The sequence below is a fragment of the Pseudoduganella sp. GW821-FHT12E03 genome, from assembly GCF_058807115.1.
Window position 1 is genome coordinate 32,329 of record NZ_JBXAQJ010000017.1, and the last position, 17,898, is coordinate 50,226.

Annotated in this window: 18 protein-coding genes and 1 tRNA gene; 8 read left to right on the top strand and 11 right to left on the bottom strand. The window is 61.1% G+C overall.

Annotation, left to right across the window (positions count from 1 at the left end):
* Nucleotides 1–22: 22 nt before the first annotated feature.
* Entirely contained in the window at nucleotides 23–1,606 is a 1,584-nt protein-coding gene (locus AC1RRC_RS30620; protein WP_493059552.1) for an acyl CoA:acetate/3-ketoacid CoA transferase, read from the top strand.
* Nucleotides 1,607–1,672: 66 nt separating this feature from the next.
* Here the strand turns inward: AC1RRC_RS30620 and AC1RRC_RS30625 are convergent, their stop codons facing one another.
* Both AC1RRC_RS30625 and AC1RRC_RS30630 read right to left on the bottom strand, forming a co-directional pair.
* The gene (locus tag AC1RRC_RS30625) at nucleotides 1,673–2,692 is read right to left on the bottom strand and encodes a PDR/VanB family oxidoreductase (protein WP_493059553.1); all 1,020 of its coding nucleotides are present in this window, start codon (nucleotides 2,690–2,692) and stop codon (nucleotides 1,673–1,675) included.
* Nucleotides 2,689–3,780: a Rieske 2Fe-2S domain-containing protein gene (locus AC1RRC_RS30630; protein ID WP_493059554.1), complete on the bottom strand. Its 1,092-nt coding sequence runs from the start codon at nucleotides 3,778–3,780 to the stop codon at nucleotides 2,689–2,691. The genes AC1RRC_RS30625 and AC1RRC_RS30630 overlap by 4 nt, the downstream gene beginning before the upstream one ends.
* 96 nt (nucleotides 3,781–3,876) lie before the next feature.
* On the opposite strand from AC1RRC_RS30630, the gene AC1RRC_RS30635 reads away from it, so the two are divergent.
* The 3 genes from AC1RRC_RS30635 to AC1RRC_RS30645 all read left to right on the top strand — a co-directional run bounded on the left by AC1RRC_RS30635 (nucleotide 3,877) and on the right by AC1RRC_RS30645 (nucleotide 5,782).
* Nucleotides 3,877–4,356 (top strand): MarR family winged helix-turn-helix transcriptional regulator, encoded by a 480-nt coding sequence (locus AC1RRC_RS30635; protein ID WP_493059556.1) that lies wholly within the window; start codon nucleotides 3,877–3,879, stop codon nucleotides 4,354–4,356.
* Between the two features lie 74 nt (nucleotides 4,357–4,430).
* Entirely contained in the window at nucleotides 4,431–4,907 is a 477-nt protein-coding gene (locus AC1RRC_RS30640; protein ID WP_493059557.1) for a MarR family winged helix-turn-helix transcriptional regulator, read from the top strand.
* A gap of 17 nt (nucleotides 4,908–4,924) precedes the next feature.
* On the top strand, nucleotides 4,925–5,782 hold the full coding sequence (locus AC1RRC_RS30645; protein ID WP_493059558.1) for a CPBP family intramembrane glutamic endopeptidase: 858 nt from the start codon (nucleotides 4,925–4,927) through the stop codon (nucleotides 5,780–5,782).
* Nucleotides 5,783–5,880: 98 nt separating this feature from the next.
* Here AC1RRC_RS30645 and ychF read toward each other — a convergent pair whose 3' ends face one another.
* Nucleotides 5,881–6,972 carry a redox-regulated ATPase YchF gene (gene ychF / locus AC1RRC_RS30650; protein ID WP_493059559.1) on the bottom strand — a complete coding sequence of 364 codons (1,092 nt, stop codon included), beginning with the start codon at nucleotides 6,970–6,972 and terminating at the stop codon, nucleotides 5,881–5,883.
* A gap of 105 nt (nucleotides 6,973–7,077) precedes the next feature.
* On the opposite strand from ychF, the gene AC1RRC_RS30655 reads away from it, so the two are divergent.
* Together AC1RRC_RS30655 and AC1RRC_RS30660 are read left to right on the top strand one after the other, a co-directional pair.
* Entirely contained in the window at nucleotides 7,078–7,515 is a 438-nt protein-coding gene (locus tag AC1RRC_RS30655; protein ID WP_493059560.1) for an acyl-CoA thioesterase, read from the top strand.
* A 78-nt stretch (nucleotides 7,516–7,593) separates the two neighbouring features.
* Entirely contained in the window at nucleotides 7,594–8,874 is a 1,281-nt protein-coding gene (locus AC1RRC_RS30660; RefSeq protein WP_493059561.1) for an alpha/beta fold hydrolase, read from the top strand.
* 146 nt (nucleotides 8,875–9,020) lie between these two features.
* Here the strand turns inward: AC1RRC_RS30660 and AC1RRC_RS30665 are convergent, their stop codons facing one another.
* On the bottom strand, nucleotides 9,021–9,608 hold the full coding sequence (locus AC1RRC_RS30665; RefSeq protein ID WP_493059562.1) for an RQC-minor-1 family DNA-binding protein: 588 nt from the start codon (nucleotides 9,606–9,608) through the stop codon (nucleotides 9,021–9,023).
* Nucleotides 9,609–9,648: 40 nt separating this feature from the next.
* Between AC1RRC_RS30665 and AC1RRC_RS30670 the strand changes: the two genes are divergently transcribed.
* Together AC1RRC_RS30670 and AC1RRC_RS30675 are read left to right on the top strand one after the other, a co-directional pair.
* On the top strand, nucleotides 9,649–10,269 hold the full coding sequence (locus AC1RRC_RS30670) for a flavin reductase family protein (RefSeq protein ID WP_493059563.1): 621 nt from the start codon (nucleotides 9,649–9,651) through the stop codon (nucleotides 10,267–10,269).
* A gap of 148 nt (nucleotides 10,270–10,417) precedes the next feature.
* Nucleotides 10,418–11,689 carry a cyclic di-GMP phosphodiesterase gene (locus tag AC1RRC_RS30675; protein WP_493059564.1) on the top strand — a complete coding sequence of 424 codons (1,272 nt, stop codon included), beginning with the start codon at nucleotides 10,418–10,420 and terminating at the stop codon, nucleotides 11,687–11,689.
* Here AC1RRC_RS30675 and pth read toward each other — a convergent pair whose 3' ends face one another.
* The 7 genes from pth to AC1RRC_RS30710 all read right to left on the bottom strand — a co-directional run bounded on the left by pth (nucleotide 11,690) and on the right by AC1RRC_RS30710 (nucleotide 17,790).
* Nucleotides 11,690–12,274, bottom strand: coding sequence for an aminoacyl-tRNA hydrolase (gene pth / locus AC1RRC_RS30680; RefSeq protein ID WP_493059565.1), 585 nt, complete (start codon nucleotides 12,272–12,274; stop codon nucleotides 11,690–11,692).
* Between the two features lie 94 nt (nucleotides 12,275–12,368).
* A complete protein-coding gene (locus AC1RRC_RS30685) occupies nucleotides 12,369–12,992 on the bottom strand; it encodes a 50S ribosomal protein L25/general stress protein Ctc (protein ID WP_493059568.1) in 624 nt (207 codons plus the stop codon).
* 174 nt (nucleotides 12,993–13,166) lie between these two features.
* A complete protein-coding gene (locus AC1RRC_RS30690; RefSeq protein WP_493059570.1) occupies nucleotides 13,167–14,117 on the bottom strand; it encodes a ribose-phosphate pyrophosphokinase in 951 nt (316 codons plus the stop codon).
* 163 nt (nucleotides 14,118–14,280) lie between these two features.
* Nucleotides 14,281–14,357 (bottom strand) — tRNA-Gln (locus AC1RRC_RS30695).
* 88 nt (nucleotides 14,358–14,445) lie between these two features.
* Nucleotides 14,446–15,327: a 4-(cytidine 5'-diphospho)-2-C-methyl-D-erythritol kinase gene (gene ispE, locus AC1RRC_RS30700; protein WP_493059571.1), complete on the bottom strand. Its 882-nt coding sequence runs from the start codon at nucleotides 15,325–15,327 to the stop codon at nucleotides 14,446–14,448.
* Between the two features lie 21 nt (nucleotides 15,328–15,348).
* Nucleotides 15,349–15,948, bottom strand: a complete 600-nt coding sequence (locus tag AC1RRC_RS30705) for an outer membrane lipoprotein LolB (protein ID WP_493059573.1) — start codon at nucleotides 15,946–15,948, stop codon at nucleotides 15,349–15,351.
* Between the two features lie 21 nt (nucleotides 15,949–15,969).
* Nucleotides 15,970–17,790 carry a tetratricopeptide repeat protein gene (locus AC1RRC_RS30710; protein ID WP_493059575.1) on the bottom strand — a complete coding sequence of 607 codons (1,821 nt, stop codon included), beginning with the start codon at nucleotides 17,788–17,790 and terminating at the stop codon, nucleotides 15,970–15,972.
* Nucleotides 17,791–17,898: the final 108 nt, after the last annotated feature.

Here is a 17,898-nt window from a genome sequence, read left to right on the forward strand (position 1 = left end):
AACCACCCCGAGGAGCAGCAAGATGAAGATCATTCGTGCCGATGACGTGGGCAGCCTGGTGGCCGACGGCGCCACCGTGTTTTTGGGCGGACTGGCGATGACCAGCCTGGCCGAGGAAGTATTAAAAGGACTGGAGCGCAGCTTCCTGGCCGGAGGCCACCCGCGCGGCCTCACCACCTGGGCCTGCGGCGCGATCGGCAACAGCGCCGACGGCGGCATGGTGCATTTCGCCCATCCGGGCATGGTGCGGCGCGTGGTGGCGGGCCATTTCGGCCAGACCGGCAAGGAAATGATGAAGATGGTGTTCGATGGCGAGGTGGAAGCCTATAACTTCCCGCAAGGTTCGCTGTCGCACCTGACGCGCCATATCGCGGCCCGCACACCGGGCTTGCTGACCAAGGTCGGCCTGGGCACCTTCGTCGATCCGCGCCTGGAAGGCGGCAAACTGAATGGCCGCTGCAGCGAAGACCTGGTGCGGCTGGTGGAATTCAACGGCGAGGAATGGCTGCACTACCCTTGCCCGAAAATCGACGTGGCCATCATCCGTGGCACCGTGGCCGATGAAAACGGCAACATCACGCTGGACAAGGAAGGCATGCTGCTGGAACAGCTGTCGATCGCGCAGGCGGCGCGCGCTTGCGGCGGCATCGTCATCGCGCAAGTGGAACGGGTGGTGCAGGCCGGCAGCCTGCATCCGAAAGCCGTGAAAATCCCCGGCCTGCTGGTCGATTACGTGGTGCTGGGGCGGCCGGAAAACCACATGCAATCGATCGCCACCCAGTTCGACCCGGCCCTGTGCGGCGATGTCCGCGTGCCGCTCGGGTCACTGGCGCCGATGCCGCTCGATGAACGCAAGGTGATTGCACGCCGCGCCGCGCTGGAGCTCACACCGGGCGCCATCAGCAACCTGGGCATCGGTATCCCGGCCGGCATTCCATCGATCGCGGCCGAGGAAGGCGTGGCGGAATTGCTACAGCTGAGCATAGAAAGCGGCATCAATGGCGGCGTGCCGGCACAATTCGGCGATTTCGGCCTGGCCTACAACCCGGAATCCATTATTGAACAAGCGTCGCAATTCGATTTTTATGATGGCGGCGGACTCGATGCCAGCTTCCTCGGCCTGGCCCAGGCGGACAGCCGTGGCAATGTCAACGTCAGCAAATTCAACGGCCGCCCGGTTGGCTGCGGTGGCTTCATCAACATCACGCGCGCCACCCCCACGCTGGTGTTTTGCGGCACCTTTACCGCCGGCGGACTGCAGGTCGGGATCGGCAATGGCGCGCTGACAATCATCACCGAAGGCAAGTCGCGCAAATTCATCGAGCAGGTCGAGCAAGTCACGTTCAACGGGCTCGACGCCGCGCAGCGCCGCCAGGAGGTGCTGTTCGTTACCGAACGCGCGGTGCTGCGCCTGACCACCGATGGGTTGGAGCTGACGGAAATCGCGCCCGGCATCGACCTGGAGCGCGACGTGCTGGCCCACATGGGCTTCCGCCCCATCATGCGCGACGTGAAACTGATGGATGCGGCGTTGTTCCAGGAACGCTGGGGCGGCTTGCGGGCGGCGCTGCGCGAACGGCAGGGTAAAGGCCAGGGCAAGCACTAAGCGGCCGCGCAATCCAGCGCCGTGCGGCCGGTCCGCCGCCATCGGGCGCTGGACCGGCCGCACGGTTCACAAATCCAGCAGCAGTTGCGCGCTGCGGGCGCGCGAGCAGCACGGCGTGAACTGGTCGTTCGCGGCCTGCTCGTCTTCGGTCAGGTACAGGTCGCGGTGGTCCGGCACGCCATCGAGCACGCGCGTCACACAGGTGCCGCACACGCCCTGCTCGCACGATGCGGAAACGAACACGCCCGCCTCGGTCAACACTTGCAATACCGTGCGGCCAACGGGCACTTGATACGCCTTGCCGCTGGAAGCGAGGCGGACCTCGAACGCCCGGTCGCCTTCGATGCCGGCCGGCGCGGCGGCGGCGCCGAAGTATTCCAGGTGCACCTGGTCCAAAGGCCAACCCTGCGCGGCGGCCGTGCTCCGCACATGGTCGATAAAGCCGGACGGCCCGCACAAATAAAGATGGGTGCGCCGGTCCGTGCGCGCCAGCAGCGCCGGTAAATCCAGCCGCTGTGCGGCATCGCCACTGTCGTAGTGGAAGTGCACTTGCGCGGCATACGGCGCGGCGGCCAGGTGCGCGCGGAACGCGGTGCGCTGCGGGGAGCGGGTGCAGTAATGCAGTTCAAACCCGGCGCCCCGGTCGGACAGCGTTTCCGCCATCGCCAGCATCGGCGTGATGCCGATCCCGCCCGCCAGCAGCAGGCTGCCGGGCGCCTCGGCCAGCGGGAAATGGTTTTTCGGCGCGCTGATCTGCAATAGCGCACCAGCCTGCACGTCATCGTGCATGGCCAGCGAACCGCCACGCGACGCCGGGTCGCGCAGCACGCCGATCAGGTAGCGCTGCCGCTCATGCGGCGGATTGCACAGCGAATACTGGCGCACCAGCCCGGGCCGCACGTGCACGTCGATGTGCGCGCCCGCGCTGAACGGCGGCAGCGGCACGCCGTCCGCGCTGACCAGCTCGAAGCTGCAAATCCCTTCCGCCTCGGCCAGCTTGCGCGCCACCGTCACTTGCAGCAGCGCGCCGCCTTCCTGCCCGGACGGCTGACGCACGGCGCCCGCTTGCACCACGGGCGCGCTCATGCCCGCTGCTCCTGTATCGGCTCCTGCGCTTGCCGCTGTTCCTGTACCTGTTCCTGTGTCTGCTCCTGTTCGCGCCGCAGCCACTGGTCCAGCACACGGCGCGACTGCACGCCGCCGGCGTCGATATTGAGCATCAGCAGCTTGCGCTCAGGGTGGCGCAGGATATTGGCTTGCTGCTGCTCCAGGATGTCGCGGTCTTCCGCAAAGATATTGCCCTGGCCGGAACGGATGGTGGCGGTGAGTTCCTGGTCGTCCGGTTTGAAATTGCGCGCCATGCCCCAGAAATACCAGTGCGAGGTTTCGGTTTCCGGCGTGATGAAATCGACCACGATGCTCGACGCCTTCCAGCGCGGATCGGCGTCGTATCCCCCCTTGCCGGCATGGGCCACGCCCACTTCGATCATCACGTGGCTGGGCGGCGTGAAGCGGCAGATTTGCCAGCGGTCCACCGGCACGTCGTCCGCCAGGCCATTGCCGCGCAAGGCGGCGCGCCAGAATGGCGGCGCCATGATGTTTTCCATGTAGCGGCTGGTGATCACCTGGTCGCCCTCGACCCGCGTCTGGACCGGCGCTTCATCGATTTCCTTCTGGCCGATGCTCGACGCGTGCACATAGGTTTCATGCGTCAAATCCATCAAGTTATCGATCATCAGGCGGTATTCGCAATGGATGTGGTACAAGCCGCCGCCATAGGCCCATTCGGGGTTGTCGGCCCATTCCAGGTGGTGGATCTGCACCGGATCGGCCAGCGCCTGGTCGCCCGGCCAGACCCAGATGAAGCCATAGCGCTCCACCACCGCATAGCTGCGGATGCACGGAAACCCGCGCACGCGCTGGCCCGGCATGCTGACGGCTTTGCCTTCACAGCCCATGGTCAGGCCGTGGTAGCCGCACACCAGTTGGCCATCGCGCACAAAGCCCAGCGACAGCGGCGCGCCACGGTGCGGGCAAAAGTCTTCGACGGCCGCGACCTTGCCGCCCTCGCCACGGTAAAACACGATTTTTTCGCCGCAAATCTGGCGGCCCAGCGGTTTGCCATCGATTTCATCCGGCGTACACGCCACATACCAGGTGTTCTTGGGGTACATCTCGTCTCCTTTTTATCAATATTCAGTACACTGAATGTTGTAAAGTATAGGCTTCTGCGCCGCGAAGTAAACCACCCTGAAGAAAATTTTTTGCCGATGCCGCACACCGAAAGCAAACTCGAAGACTTGTATGAACACCCCGGTCACCTGCTGCGCCGCGCGCAACAGATTTCGGTGTCGATGTTTTACGACGAGATGGGCGACGAACTGACGCCCGTGCAATATGCGATGCTGCGCAACCTGGCCGGCCATGCCGGCATCGACCAGGTCTCGCTGTCGGCCGTGACCGGTATCGACACGTCCACCGGCGCCACGGTCTGCGCGCGCCTGGAAGAAAAAGGGCTATTGGAACGCAAAGTCATCCCGCACAACCGCCGCCAGCGCGCCCTGACCATCACCACGGCCGGCGAGCAATTGCTGGACAACCTGGTGCCCGGCGCGCAACGCCTGCGCCGCCGCCTGCTGGCGCCGCTGAGCGGCGCCGAACAATTGCAATTCATGGAATTGCTGACCCGGCTGGTCAATGCCAACAACGAACAGAGCCGCGCGCCGCTGAGTGCGCCAAGCGGCGACTAAGCCGGGCAGCTTGCCGCCGGCAAGTTGCATCAAATTACTTTACTGCTTATATAACTGCTGATATTATTTGTCACATGAAACAAGGACTGGGTACACAATTGCGCCATTTGATTGAATTGCTGGACGGCGCCGTCGAGGCGTCGTACGCGGAAGCGGACTTGCCGGATTACCGGCCGCGTTTCACGCCCGTCATGCGGGTGCTGTCGACGCGCCAGCAAGTGACGATCGGCGATATCGCCGAGGTCGCCGGCATCACACAACCTGCGGCGACGCAGACGGTGGCGCTGATGCAAAAGAAGGGGCTGTTGCTGATCGAGCCGGGCCCCCACGATGCGCGCCAGCGCATCGTCAGCCTCAGCGAGAAAGGCCTGGCCTTGCTGCCACGCGTACAGGCTTGCTGGCGCGCCACGAAGATGGCGGCGGACAGCCTGGATGCGGAACTGGACACGCCACTGTCACAGTGCCTGGCACAAGCCATTGAAGTCTTGAATAACCGCCCGTTCGGTGAACGCATCCGGGCGGCGCGGACAGATTTACAAAACAATCAATAACATCCTGGAGACACCACATGAGTGAAGCAGCGGCAATTTCCACCACGAATCAGGCAACGTCGCCATCCCTGGCGGCGCGCGTCTGGGCGCATCCGGCCGTCCGCATTGTCGCGGGCGCCGTGCTGACGTTCGCCCCGGTGCCGCTGACCATGATCGTGGCCAGCAAACTGGTGGACAAGCCGTACCGCGTGGTCTGGCCGCAATTGCTGGCCGCCCTGATCAGCTTCCTGGTGTACCGCTGGTTTATCCGCAGCACGGAACAGCGCGCGCTGACGGAATTTGGTACTAAAGGCGCGGGCCGTGAAATGGCTGTTGGCCTGCTGCTGGGCGCGGGGCTGGTGGGAACGGTGTTTGCGGTGCTGGGTTTGCTGGGCGCCTACCACCTGGACGGCGTCAATGCAGTCGGCCTGAGCCTGCTGCTGCCGCTGGCGGAGCTGGTGCTGGTGGGGTTGGCGGAAGAAATACTGTTCCGTGGCATCGTGTTCCGCATCACTGAAAAATCGCTGGGCAGCGCCTGGGCCATCGTGATCTCCGCCATCCTGTTCGCACTGGGCCATTTGCCGAATGACGGCGTCAGCCTGGTCGGCATCGCCGCCCTGTGCGCCTACAGCGTGATGCAGGCCGCCATCTACATGCGCACCCGCCGCCTGTGGCTGTGCATCACCAACCACGTGGCGTGGAATTACTTTGTCGGCCAGGTGTTTTCCACGGCCGTCTCCGGCCACGAAACCAAGGAAGGCTTGCTGCGCGGGCAACTGAGCGGTTCGGAATTACTGACCGGCGGCGCGTTTGGCGTGGAAGCGTCGGTGGTGACGGTGGTGGTGATCAGTATGGTGGCCGCGTGTTTGCTGGTCAGCGCACGCCGTCCGTCATGAAATCAGGATGCCCGGCCTGAAGACCCGGCTCCTACGGCTGAAATTAAAAAAAGCCTGGCTTCCACTGGAGGCCAGGCTTTTTATCGGGAACAGGCTGATTACACGTTGAACAGGAAGTTCAGCACATCGCCATCCTTGACCACATATTCCTTGCCCTCGGCGCGCATCTTGCCCGCTTCCTTGGCGCCGGCTTCACCCTTGTACTGGATGTAATCGTCGTAAGCGATGGTTTGCGCGCGGATGAAGCCGCGTTCGAAGTCGGTGTGGATCACACCGGCGGCCTGTGGCGCGGTGTCGCCAACGTGGATGGTCCAGGCACGCACTTCTTTCACTCCAGCCGTGAAGTAGGTTTGCAGGCCCAGCAGTTTGTAGCCGGCGCGGATCAGGCGGTCCAGGCCTGGCTCTTCCATGCCCATGTCGGCCAGGAAAGCAGACTTGTCGGCATCGTCCAGGTCGGCGATTTCCGCTTCGATCGCGGCGCAAATCGCCACGATCGGGGCGTTTTGCGAAGCCGCGTAGGCGGTCAGCTGGTCCAGCAGCGGGTTGTTGGTGAAGCCGGTATCGGATACGTTGGCCACGTACATGGCTGGCTTGGCGGTGATCAGGCACAGCGGCTTGATCAGCAGCATCTGGTCGGCATCCAGGCCCATGGCGCGCACTGGCTTGGCTTCATTCAGTTGCGGCACGATTTTTTCCAGCAGCGCCACCAGCTTGGCGGCATCCTTGTCGCCGGAACGGGCTTTCTTGTTTTCGCGGTGGATGGCTTTTTCCACGGTGCCCAGGTCGGCCAGCGCCAGTTCGGTCTGGATCACTTCGATGTCGTCCAGCGGGCTGACTTTGCCAGACACGTGGATCACGTTTTCATCTTCGAAGCAGCGCACCACGTTGACGATGGCGTCGGTTTCGCGGATGTGCGACAGGAACTGGTTGCCCAGGCCTTCACCTTGCGACGCACCGGCCACCAGGCCGGCGATGTCGACGAATTCCACGATGGCGTTGACCATGCGTTCCGGCTTGACGATGTCTGCCAGCGCAGCCATACGCGGATCCGGTACTTCCACCACGCCGACGTTCGGCTCGATGGTACAGAACGGATAATTTTCAGCCGGGATACCCGCCTTGGTCAGAGCATTGAAAAGGGTGGACTTGCCGACGTTAGGCAAGCCGACGATGCCGCATTGGAGACTCATGGGAGAAAACCTTTGAATGATGGTATTGTTCTGCTGCGCCGCGTTGCGTCCATGCAAGGCGCACAAGGGGTCAATTGTACCTCATTCGCTGGAGCTAACCTCACTATGCGCGATGCCGACCGTTCGCAATTTCCCCATTTCCTGCCGATTCCCACGCGCTGGATGGACAATGACATTTATGGCCATGTCAACAATGTCGTCTATTACTCGTACTTCGACACGGCGGTCAACCAGTTCCTGATTGAACGCGGCGTGCTCGACATCCACCAGGGCGAAATCGTCGGCTTCGTGGTCGATTCGGGCTGTTCCTACTTCAGTTCGATTTCATTCCCGGACGTGGTGCACGCGGGCATCCGTGTAAGCAAGCTGGGCAATTCCAGTGTGCGCTACGAAATCGCCTTGTATCGCAATAACGATGCAACGCCGTGCGCGGCGGGGCATTTCGTGCACGTCTATGTCGAGCGTAGCAGCAATCGCTCAGTAGCGATTCCCGCGGCTGTGCGCAGTGTTCTGGAAACCATTCACAGCGCTACGCCAGCATAGCTTGATGCGACATTGCCTATATGGCAACATAATCTCCTTTTTAACCCAACGCATTACCAATGAGGGGAACGTTGCCACATGCATGAGTTTTCAAAAAAAACCGCCCGCGCAGCCGTGCTATCGCTATTGATTGGCTTGTCCGCTAACGTGTGCGGCGCGTCCCCCGCCGCGACCGCGCCGCAACAGGGCGTCCAATTGGGGCAATACAAACTGGACGTGCAAACCATGGGCGATGGCCCGTACACGATCATTTTCGAAGGGGGGTTTGCCAGCGACTGGTCGGTCTGGAAGAAAGTCGCGCCGGCCCTGGCAAAATCAGCCAAAGTGGTGGTGTATTCACGTGCCGGCATCGGTGCCTCCGATCCGCGCCCGGAGCCACGCACGCCCGAGCAAAGTGTCGCGGAACTGGAGCAAATGCTCACGGCGGCGCAGCTCAAAGCGCCGTATATCCTGGTCGGACACTCTTATGGCGGCTTCCTGGTGCGCCAATTTGCCGCCCGTCATCCAGACCAGGTCGCAGGCATGGTGTTCGTGGACGCCAGCGCCGAAGGCATCGATGCGGCGCTTAAAAAGATCGACGCCGCCAGGTTCGAGAAAGACCGGAAAACCATCGAGTCCCTGACGCCGCCACAATTCAAGGCCGAGCTCAAGCTGGTGCAAAAAATCTTTGACGCCGCCAAACTGCCGCAAGCCGGACCATTACCCAACGTGCCAACCATGGTGCTGACCTCGGCCAAGGTGTATGAACATCCCGAGTTTTTCCTGCATACCCCGGCGGGAATGACTGCGTGGCGTTCGCTGCAAGAACAATTCTTCCGTCAATTCTCGAATGGCGGCCACATCGTCACGGCCAACAGTGGCCACTATATCCAGCTCGAAGAGCCGCAACTGGTGATCGGCGCGATCGAGCAGGTGATGGCGAGCGCCAGCGCCGAGAAGAAACGGCGCGCCCACCAGTTAGCGCGCGCGAACATCCTCAAGTCGGTCGACCAGGCCGCGCCCCTGGTGAGCAAGCCTGACCACGGCGGCGCGGAAGCCATCATCGCGGCGAGCCTGAAGGCCAGCGGCTTTGGTGAAAGCGATATCAATAAACTGGCCTATGAGTTGCTCTCGAAGCCGAACCAGGCGCCGCTCGCGGCCTTGTTCATGAAGTTCAATGTTGAATCCTTCCCGGACTCGGACAACGCGCACGACAGCTATGGCGAGGTATTGCTCGCGCTGCGCCAGCCCGAGCAAGCCAAGGCACAGTTCCTGCAGGCGATCACCCTTGCGCAAGCCCAGGGCAAAAGTGGACGCGCACTCGAAGGCTACCAAAAGAATCTGGAACAGGCCAACCAGGCGATGACCGCGACACAATAAGTCTGCGCAGATGCCAATCCATTCCCGGATGTGGTGCACGCGGGCATCCGTGTAAATGTGGCGCGGGCCAGCAACCGGCCGGTGACGGTGCGCGCTGTCTTGGCATCCATCGTCCGCACCGGCCAAGTTCGCGTCAGGAGCCAAGTTCAGGAGCAAACTGCCAGACCGCCAATCACCTCGGCAATCCGCTCCCTGATCTTCCTGCAATCGACCAGGCTCCAGTCTTCCAGCAACGGGATATATTTGCCATCGCCGCTGGCCAGCACCTTGTCGAGGACCAGTAAAATCATCTCGCGGTTCCGGTCCTTCAAGTACGCCATCGCATAGGGGCGCTGCTGGCCATTGGCCAGTAGCGCGTCAAACCCCTGCACGATTTCATCAGCAATGGCGTCTCGTTCAATGTTCCAGCCAGCCGGAGCAAAAACAAGCACGGGCAACTTCCCTTGGTAAATAATCCGCAGGTAGTCATGCCGTATCGTCCAGTCGATCCGCGCCAGGACTTCGTCTTCCGGCAATTCCCGGTAATAGCCGTAAGCGGGATTTTGCTCCAGCCCGTGGCTCAGCACTTCCTTTGCCCGGGAACCACGCAAGATTTTCGTCAGCAGCGTCCGTCCGCCGACAGCAATCAAACTATCCGCGGCGCGCAGGATGGCACTGATGTCCGCCAACGGCAGTGACTCCGCGGCCTTGGGATGCAACCGATATTCGTATTGCCTTGTCTGTCGTGACATCATCGTCCTTTCAAAATCCCGTCTCACCTTTCTATTATTAATTATGGAATTCAATCCCGCCACCCTCGACCCCAATACCGTCTACCGTCTGCTGGTCGGCAGCATCGTGCCGCGCCCGATTGCCTGGATCAGCACCATCAGCGCCGATGGCGTCGCCAACCTCGCGCCCTACTCGTTCTTCACCGTGGCCAGCTGCAACCCGCCAGTCCTCAGCGTCACGCAAGTCAATCCGCGCGACCGGCTGTCGAAAGATACGCTGGCCAACCTGAAAGCCACCGGCGCCTGCGTGGTCAATATCGTCAGCGCCGCGCTGGCCGAACAAATGAATGCCACGTGCGCCGATTACCCGGCCGGCATCAGTGAGTTTGCCGCTGCCGGCATTGCCCGCACGCCCAGCGCGGTCGTGGCGGCCGATGGCGTGGCGGATGCGCCGGTGCGCTTTGAATGCCGCCTGCGGCAAGTCGTGGAAATCAGCGCGGAACCCTCGGGCGGCACCATGATGTTGCTCGACGTCGTGCACATCCACGTGGCCGATCACGTGCTGGCGCATGGCGTCATCGATCCGCAATTGCTGGACGCCGTGGGCAAAATGGGCGGGAATGGCTATGCCCATACCCGCGAACGCTTTGACCTGGCGCGCCCCGCTTACCGCCCTTCGGTGTAAGGCGTTGATTGTTCGTTACCGCCTCGCAACATAAAAGTTAACGTTTTTTCATCCATAGGGCTTGGCGGATGTCAGCGGCGTTGCGAACGTATACACTTAGCGGGTAGGGAGTTTCCAGGATATTTCATCCTGGCGGAAAGAGGCGCAGATGCTTGACGATGTCACTATCACCATGAACCAGTTGCGGGTCGGCTTGTACATCGAGCTGGACCTCAAATGGTTTGAGCATCCGTTCGCCTTCAGCCACTTCAAGATCAAGAGTGAAGAACAGATCAGCACCTTGCGCAGCCTGGGGCTGCAAACCGTGCGCTACAACCCCAGCCTCAGCGACATCGCCCCGGCGCCACTGGAACAGGCCGGCGATGAAGCGTCGGCGGAAGCAACACCGGCGCCGGATGTATCGCCCGCCCTGGCTGCCAAGCGCGCCATGATGGAGCGGCTGAAACAGCACCGGGCCGATGCCGCGCGGATCGAGGGCGCCTTCGCAAAAACCGCGCGCACTATCCGCGACATTGAAAAAAACCTGTTCGCCAAGCCGGAAGAAACCGCGCGCCAGGCCAATGAATTGATCGCGCAAATCAGCGACTCCATCCTGTGCGCGCCGGAATTGGCGATCCACGTGATGGGCGATACCCTCGGCAATGAAGAGCTGTACTTCCATTCGCTCAACGTCACGATGCTGTCCATCATGATTGCACGGGAAGTGCAATTGCCGACCGAACTGGCGTCGGTGCTGGGCCTGGGCGCACTGTTCCATGACATCGGCCGCAAGAATATTCCCGACAAGATCCTGACCAAGATCGAGCCCTACACGCAGTCCGAGCAGCACTTGTATGAATTGCATGCGCAATATGGCTACGACATTGCGCAAAAGCTGCAATTGCCGGCGGCCGTGGGCGCCATCGTGCGCGACCACCATGAATTATTTGACGGGAACGGTTATCCGCGCCGCTTAAAAGGGGAAGCCATCGGTGTGCTGGCGCGCATCATCGCCATCGCCAACTATTACGATGAATTGTGCAATCCGGTCAGCATCGCGCAGGCGCTGACGCCGCACGAAGCGCTGTCGATGATGTTTGCCAAGCACCGCGCGCGCTTCGACCCGAAATTGCTGCAAGTGTTTATCCGCTGCCTGGGCGTGTACCCGCCCGGCACCATCGTGCAACTGTCGAATAACATGACCGGCATGGTCACTACAGTGAATACCGCCAAGCCGATGCGGCCCGTGCTGGTGATTTACGATGCCAGCGTGCCGCGCAGTGAAGCCATCATGGTGGATATGGAACAGGAGCCGGACCTGCAAATCGTCAATGCGATCCGGCCGGGCCAGGTGCCGCCGGTGGTCTATGGCTACCTGAGCCCGCGCAAACGGGTCAGCTATTATTTTGACGGCCAGAGCGGGGCGCCTGAATCCGCGTAATTACGGCGTGTGCAACTCCATGGTCGCTTTCGGGAAGTCGCCGGCGACCGCGGTGGGAATAATGCGCAGCGCTTTTTCAATCGCTTCATCGATCAGCAATTGCTCGTCGCGGCGCGGACGATGCAGCACGAAATCGGCGACCGGCTGCGCCAGATTCAAGGTGCGCGGGTGGCCGATACCAATACGCAGGCGCCAGTAATCCTGCGTTCCCAGGGCGGACGTGATGTCCTTCAAGCCATTGTGGCCGCCCGACGAACCGCCCTTCTTCAGCTTGGCCGCACCGGGCGGCAAGTCCAGTTCGTCATGCACGACCAGCACTTCATCGGGCGTGATTTTATAAAAGCGGGCCAGCGCGCCGACCGACTGGCCGGAGCGGTTCATATACGTTTGCGGCTGCAGCAGCCACAATTCCTTGCCACCCAGCGACGTCTTCGCCATCAGGGCATTGAAGCGGGTTTCGCGCTGCAGGCGCGCGCCCGGCAAACTATTGGCCAGGTTGTCGACCAGCCAGAAGCCGGCATTGTGGCGGGTTTGTTCGTATTCCGGGCCGGGGTTGCCGAGGCCGACGATCAGGCGGATGGACATTGGTTGTGCTGATATAAAAAACGTGAGGATACAAAAAAACCCCGACTGGCGGGGTTTTTTCCATGAAAGCCATCCGGAGATGGCGCTTCAAAGATTACTTCTTGCCTTTTTTGGCTTCTGGAGCAGCGGCAGGAGCTGCAGCAGCTTCAGCGGAAACTTGGCCAGCTGGTACCGAAACGGTAGCGATGGTCAGGTTTTTGCCGTGGGTCACAGCGGTCACGCCTTCTGGCAGTTTGATGTCGTTCACGTGGACCGATTGGCCAACTTCTACGTTCGACAGGTCAACGGTGATGAATTCTGGCAGAGCCGATGGCAGGCACAGAACTTCGATTTCGTTGGCAACGTGCGAGATGGTGGCAGCGTGCAGTTTCACAGCTGGCGACACGTCAGCGTTCACGAAGTGCAGAGCAACTTTCAGGTGCACTTTGGTGTTGGCGTCAACGCGCTGGAAGTCAGCGTGCAGAACCAGTTGCTTGAATGCGTGCATCTGGAAGTCACGCAGCAGTACTGGCTGGGTCACGCCGTCGATTTCCATGTCCAGTACGGACGAGTGGAACGCTTCTTTTTTCAGCGCGTGGTACAGCGCGTTGTGGTCCAGGGCGATATTCACCGGGGCTTCGGAGCCGCCGTAGATGATGCCTGGGGTTTGGCCGGAAATACGCAGGCGGCGGCTCGCACCCGTGCCCTGCAGTTCGCGTTTGAATGCAACTACTTTCATTTGAAACTCCAATTTTATGTGTTGGTGCCTGATACCACAGGTGTCAGGTGCCACTAAATACAAGGCTCGCGCCTTGTGTGAGGAAGCGTCCCGCGACCAGAACGCTTCGGAAAAACAGCGGCGCAACCGGTCAAAAACCGGTCGCGCCGCTGTGGGATCGATATTTTATACTAATTAGTCGATGAACAGGGAGATCACGGAATCGCCCTTGATGATGCGTTTGAAGGTTTCGGCCAGCAGTGGTGCGCACGTCAGCTGACGAATTTTCGGGCAAGCCTTGCCGGCGTCGGACAGCGGAATCGTGTCGGTCACCACCAGTTCGTCCAGCGACGAATTCGTGATGCGCTCGATTGCCGGGCCGGACAGGACCGGGTGCGTGCAATATGCGATAACTTTCTTGGCGCCGCGCTCTTTCAGCACGTCCGCAGCTTTCACCAGGGTGCCCGCGGTGTCGACCATGTCATCCATGATCACGCAGTTACGGCCTTCGACTTCACCGATGATGTTCATCACTTCGGACACATTGGCTTTTGGACGGCGCTTGTCGATGATGGCCAGGTCGCAGCCCAGGCGTTTTGCCAGCGCACGGGCGCGGACCACGCCGCCGACGTCCGGCGACACCACCAGCAGGTTTTCTTCCGCTTTCTTTTGCAGGTCGCCCAGCAGGATCGGGGAAGCGTAGATGTTGTCGACCGGGATATCGAAGAAGCCCTGGATTTGGTCAGCGTGCAGGTCCATGATCAGGACGCGTTCCACGCCGGCGCTTTCCAGCATGTTGGCCACCACTTTCGCGGAGATCGCAACACGGGCCGAGCGCGGACGGCGGTCCTGGCGGGCATAACCAAAGTAAGGGATCGCGGCGGTGATGCGGCCGGCGGAAGCGCGCTTGAGCGCGTCAACCATCAGGATCAGTTCCATCAGGCTGTCGTTGGTCGGAGCGCAGGTCGATTGCAGCACGAACACGTCTTTACCACGGACGTTTTCGTTGATTTCGACCATGACTTCGCCGTCGGAGAATTTCGACACGACTGCTTTGCCGACTGGAATGCCGAGGTTCTTTGCGACCCCCTCCGCGAGCGCAGGGTTAGCGTTGCCGGTAAAAACCATCAGGTTTTCGTAAGCCATAGGGAGTCCCAGAGAAAATTGTGCGTTGATTCGAGATTGACTGCCGAAGGTACAACTCGGATTTAGTTCGATTGCCGTTCGGCACTTTGTTTCGATGCCGTTCGGCATCTGATATTTTACTCCGACTGGACGCTGCTGCATCGACAGACTCGGAGAGAATTGGTGGCAGGGGAACAAGGATTCGAACCTTGGTATGCCGGAATCAAAATCCGGTGCCTTAACCAGCTTGGCGATTCCCCTACGCTGAAACTTGCTGCTTGTCGTTTTCGACGGTGCGTATTATACACTGTTTTTGACGCCAAGCAAATCTTTTTTACTGCGTTGATTTTTAAATCAACTTTGCGGCAATCGGATGCTTTTTCAGTGATTTTGCTTTCCAGGCAGTCCAGGCGCCGCGTGCTTTTTCAAGCACCGCATTTGCCTGGCCTTCATCTGGGAAGGCGCAAAATACACAAGCTCCGGAACCCGTCATCCTTGCATCGCCAAATTGCGCCAGCCATTCGATGGCTTTTGCTATTTGCGGATACAAGCGGATTGCAACTTGCTGCAAATCATTTTCCCCAAACTGCTTCAGCTCGCGTTGCTTGCTGTAGTAGCTGCAGAAGGCCGCCATATTAACGGCTGGTGTGTTCCTTGTCAAATGCTCGTGCGTAAAAATCTGCGCAGTCGGTACCGACACCCCCGGTTCAATCACCACATACCAGCATTCCGGCACGTCCACCGCCTGCAAGGCTTCGCCCACGCCTTCGGCAAAAGCGGTCTCACCAAAGATAAAGAACGGGATATCGGCGCCCAGCGGCAAGCCCAGCGCCATCAATTCTTCACGTTTCAAGCCGACATCCCACAGCTTGTTCAGCGCCATCAGCACGGTGGCCGCATCGGAAGAACCGCCACCGAGGCCACCACCCATCGGCAACACCTTGTCGACCGCGATATTGGCGCCCCGTGGCAGCATGCCCGTGCGGCGCACCACTTCCGCCTGCAACAGCTTCGCCGCGCGGATCACCAGGTCCTGCTCTTCCGGCACGCCGTCGAGTTCGCTGGTGCGGCGCAACTGTGTATCGTCGCGCAAGTGCACATGCAGCACATCGCCGCGGTCGATCAGTTGGAATGCCGTTTGCAGCAAGTGGTAGCCGTCCGGACGGCGGCCTGTCACGTGCAGGAATAAATTCAGTTTGGCCGGGGCCGGGCAATGCGTCAGGCTGGTCATACGGTATATACCATTCTTGTTTTATGGAGCTGGCGCATCGAGCACCACCTGGATCGTCATGGCCTCGAGCTGGCCGGTGGCGCCCCGCTCGATATCAATCCGCTTCGGTTTCGGCGCCCCCGGGAGATCGTGCCACGAAACATAGTGGAGGCGCCAGCCATCGGCCGTCGCCACGGTCGCATCCTGGGAACTGGCGCGGAAATGCTTGCCGCCGGCCGCCGTCGCGTGGCCCTGCAGCCATTCACGCAAACCCGAGACCGGCAAGGTCCAGCCCAGTGCCTGCGCGCTCAGCGCATCGATATTGTCTGCCGTGCGCAGCGGCTTGTTGCCTTCCCTGAGCGTGGCTTGCTGCGGCGTCACGGCGATTTGCGCCACGATCTGGCCCAGCGGGCTCAGAATGGTCACCTCGGTGCGTTGGGCGCTTTGCTGCCACTCGAAGCGGCCTATCAGCGCTTCCCGGTTGCCATCCCGGATATAAGCGACATTGATTTTCCCGGCCAGCGCGATGGCGTCGCTATACGGTGCGACCGGGCCGGACGGCGGCGCGCCGGACGGACGTTCAGGCGCGGAAGCGCAGCCGGCCAGCGCGGCTGCCAGCAGCAGCGGTATCAGTTTTTGCATAAAGGTTGGGAAGGGTAAGGTTTACAGGCTGGTATTCAACCGTGCCAACGTACTCTTCAATACATCGTTGTGCGGATCCTTGGCGCGCGCTTCGCGCCACAAGCCTTGCGCCCCCGCCGTATCGCCCTGCGCCCACAGCACTTCACCGAGGTGCACAGCGATTTCCGGATCGCTGCGCAAGGCATAGGCGCGGCGCAGCAGCACTTCCGCTTCCTTCAACTTACCCATGCGGAAATGTACCCAGCCCAGGCTGTCCATGATGAACGGGTCGCCCGGCGCCATTTGCATGGCCTTGTCGATCAGCGCATACGCTTCATCGAGGCGCTGGTTGCGCTCGGCCAGGGAATAGCCCAGCGCGTTATAGGCGTGATGGTTATCCGGCGACATTTCCATGACTTTGCGCAGGCTCGTTTCCATCAATTCGACCTTGCCCCGCTTTTCCGCCGCCAGCGCGAAGTCATACAGCAAGTCCGGGCTGTTCGGATAACGCAGCACGCCATCTTCCAGCACCTTGTACGACTCCAGGCCCTGGCCGCCATCGCGCAGCAATTGCGCATCGGTCTGGATGATTTGCGCCTGTTCGGCCGGGTCTTCTGTCTTGATTTGCGCCAGCTGTTTGCGGGCGCCTTCCAGGTCGCCCATGCGGGCGGCCAGGTGCGCGCGCTTCAGGCGCACCGTCAGCATCATGCGCGGTTCGCCATTGTCGACCCGGTCCAGCCACTCCTGCGCCGCGGCCAGGTCGCCCTTTTCTTCCGCGATTTGCGCCAGGATCAGCAGCGCCTTGGTCGGGTCGCGATCATCGCCGCCATCTTTTTCCAGCACGTCGACAAAGCGCTTGAAATAACCTTCGGCGGCAGGCGTGTCGTTCGCCTGCATGGCCATGATACCCAGCGCATACAGGGTGGCCGGGTTGTCGGGCTGCCCCTTCAGCAAGGTCAGGAATTCATTGCGCGCCTTGTCATATTGCTTTTGCTCGACCAGCATGCGCGCATAGGCGGCGCGCACTTCGCGCGATTGCGGATATTGCGCGAGGAATTCCGTCACCAGTTTGGTCACGATGGCAGGATCCGGCGTCACCTGCGCCATCGTCAGCAGTGCCAGTTCGGAATCGGGCTTGATCGAGAGGGCCCGGCGCGCTTCGGTGGCGGCGCGCAGCGCTTCATTGTTGGCAAAGGCGCCTTGCGCCAGCACCAGGTGGGTTTCCAGCTGGCCGGCATAGGGCGCCAGCACCCGCTCCATCAGTGCAAAGGCGGCCGCCTTGTCTTTCGCGCGCAGCAGGAATTGCTGCATCTGGAACATCGCCAGGCCGCGCGCGTTGGCCGGGCTTTTCTTCAGGCGCTGCGTGAAGGCTTGTTCCGCTTCCGTCAAATCATCGCCCAGCACGGCAAAGCCGAGGAAGTATTGCGCCGCTTCGTCGGATTCGGGCGCCAGTTCGCGCCACAGGCGGATCGCCGCCATCGCTTCGCCGCCCTGCTTGGCCGCCAGCGCCATTTCCGCCGAGCGCTGCGCCAGGCGCGGATCGCGGGTCTGCTGCGCCAGCACCATCAGGGTCACATAGGCGCTTTGCCATTGTCCGCGCTTGAAATCCAGCTCCGCCTTGGTCAGCTTGTAAAACAGGTCGGCCGTCAAATCCACGCCGGGCAGCGTTTCATTGACTTGCACGGCGGCGGCCGCCGCCACGGCCTGCGTGGCCGGCGTATCTTCCGTGGACACGGCCGGGGCCGGGACTGCTGGCGCGGGCGGCGCGGCCGGCGCTGGCGCCTCCGCAGGGGCGTGCCAAGGCGCAACAGCGCAGCCGGACAGCACTGCCGACAGGGTTACAATGGCGAAAGCGTTTTTCAAAGGTTGGTCCTGACTTTTCGGAAACTTATTTCGATTTTACGCCAACCCACCCGCTGCCGGGCATTTGCCCGGCCTTACATTTGTAAGGAAATTTATAAGGATTTCGTT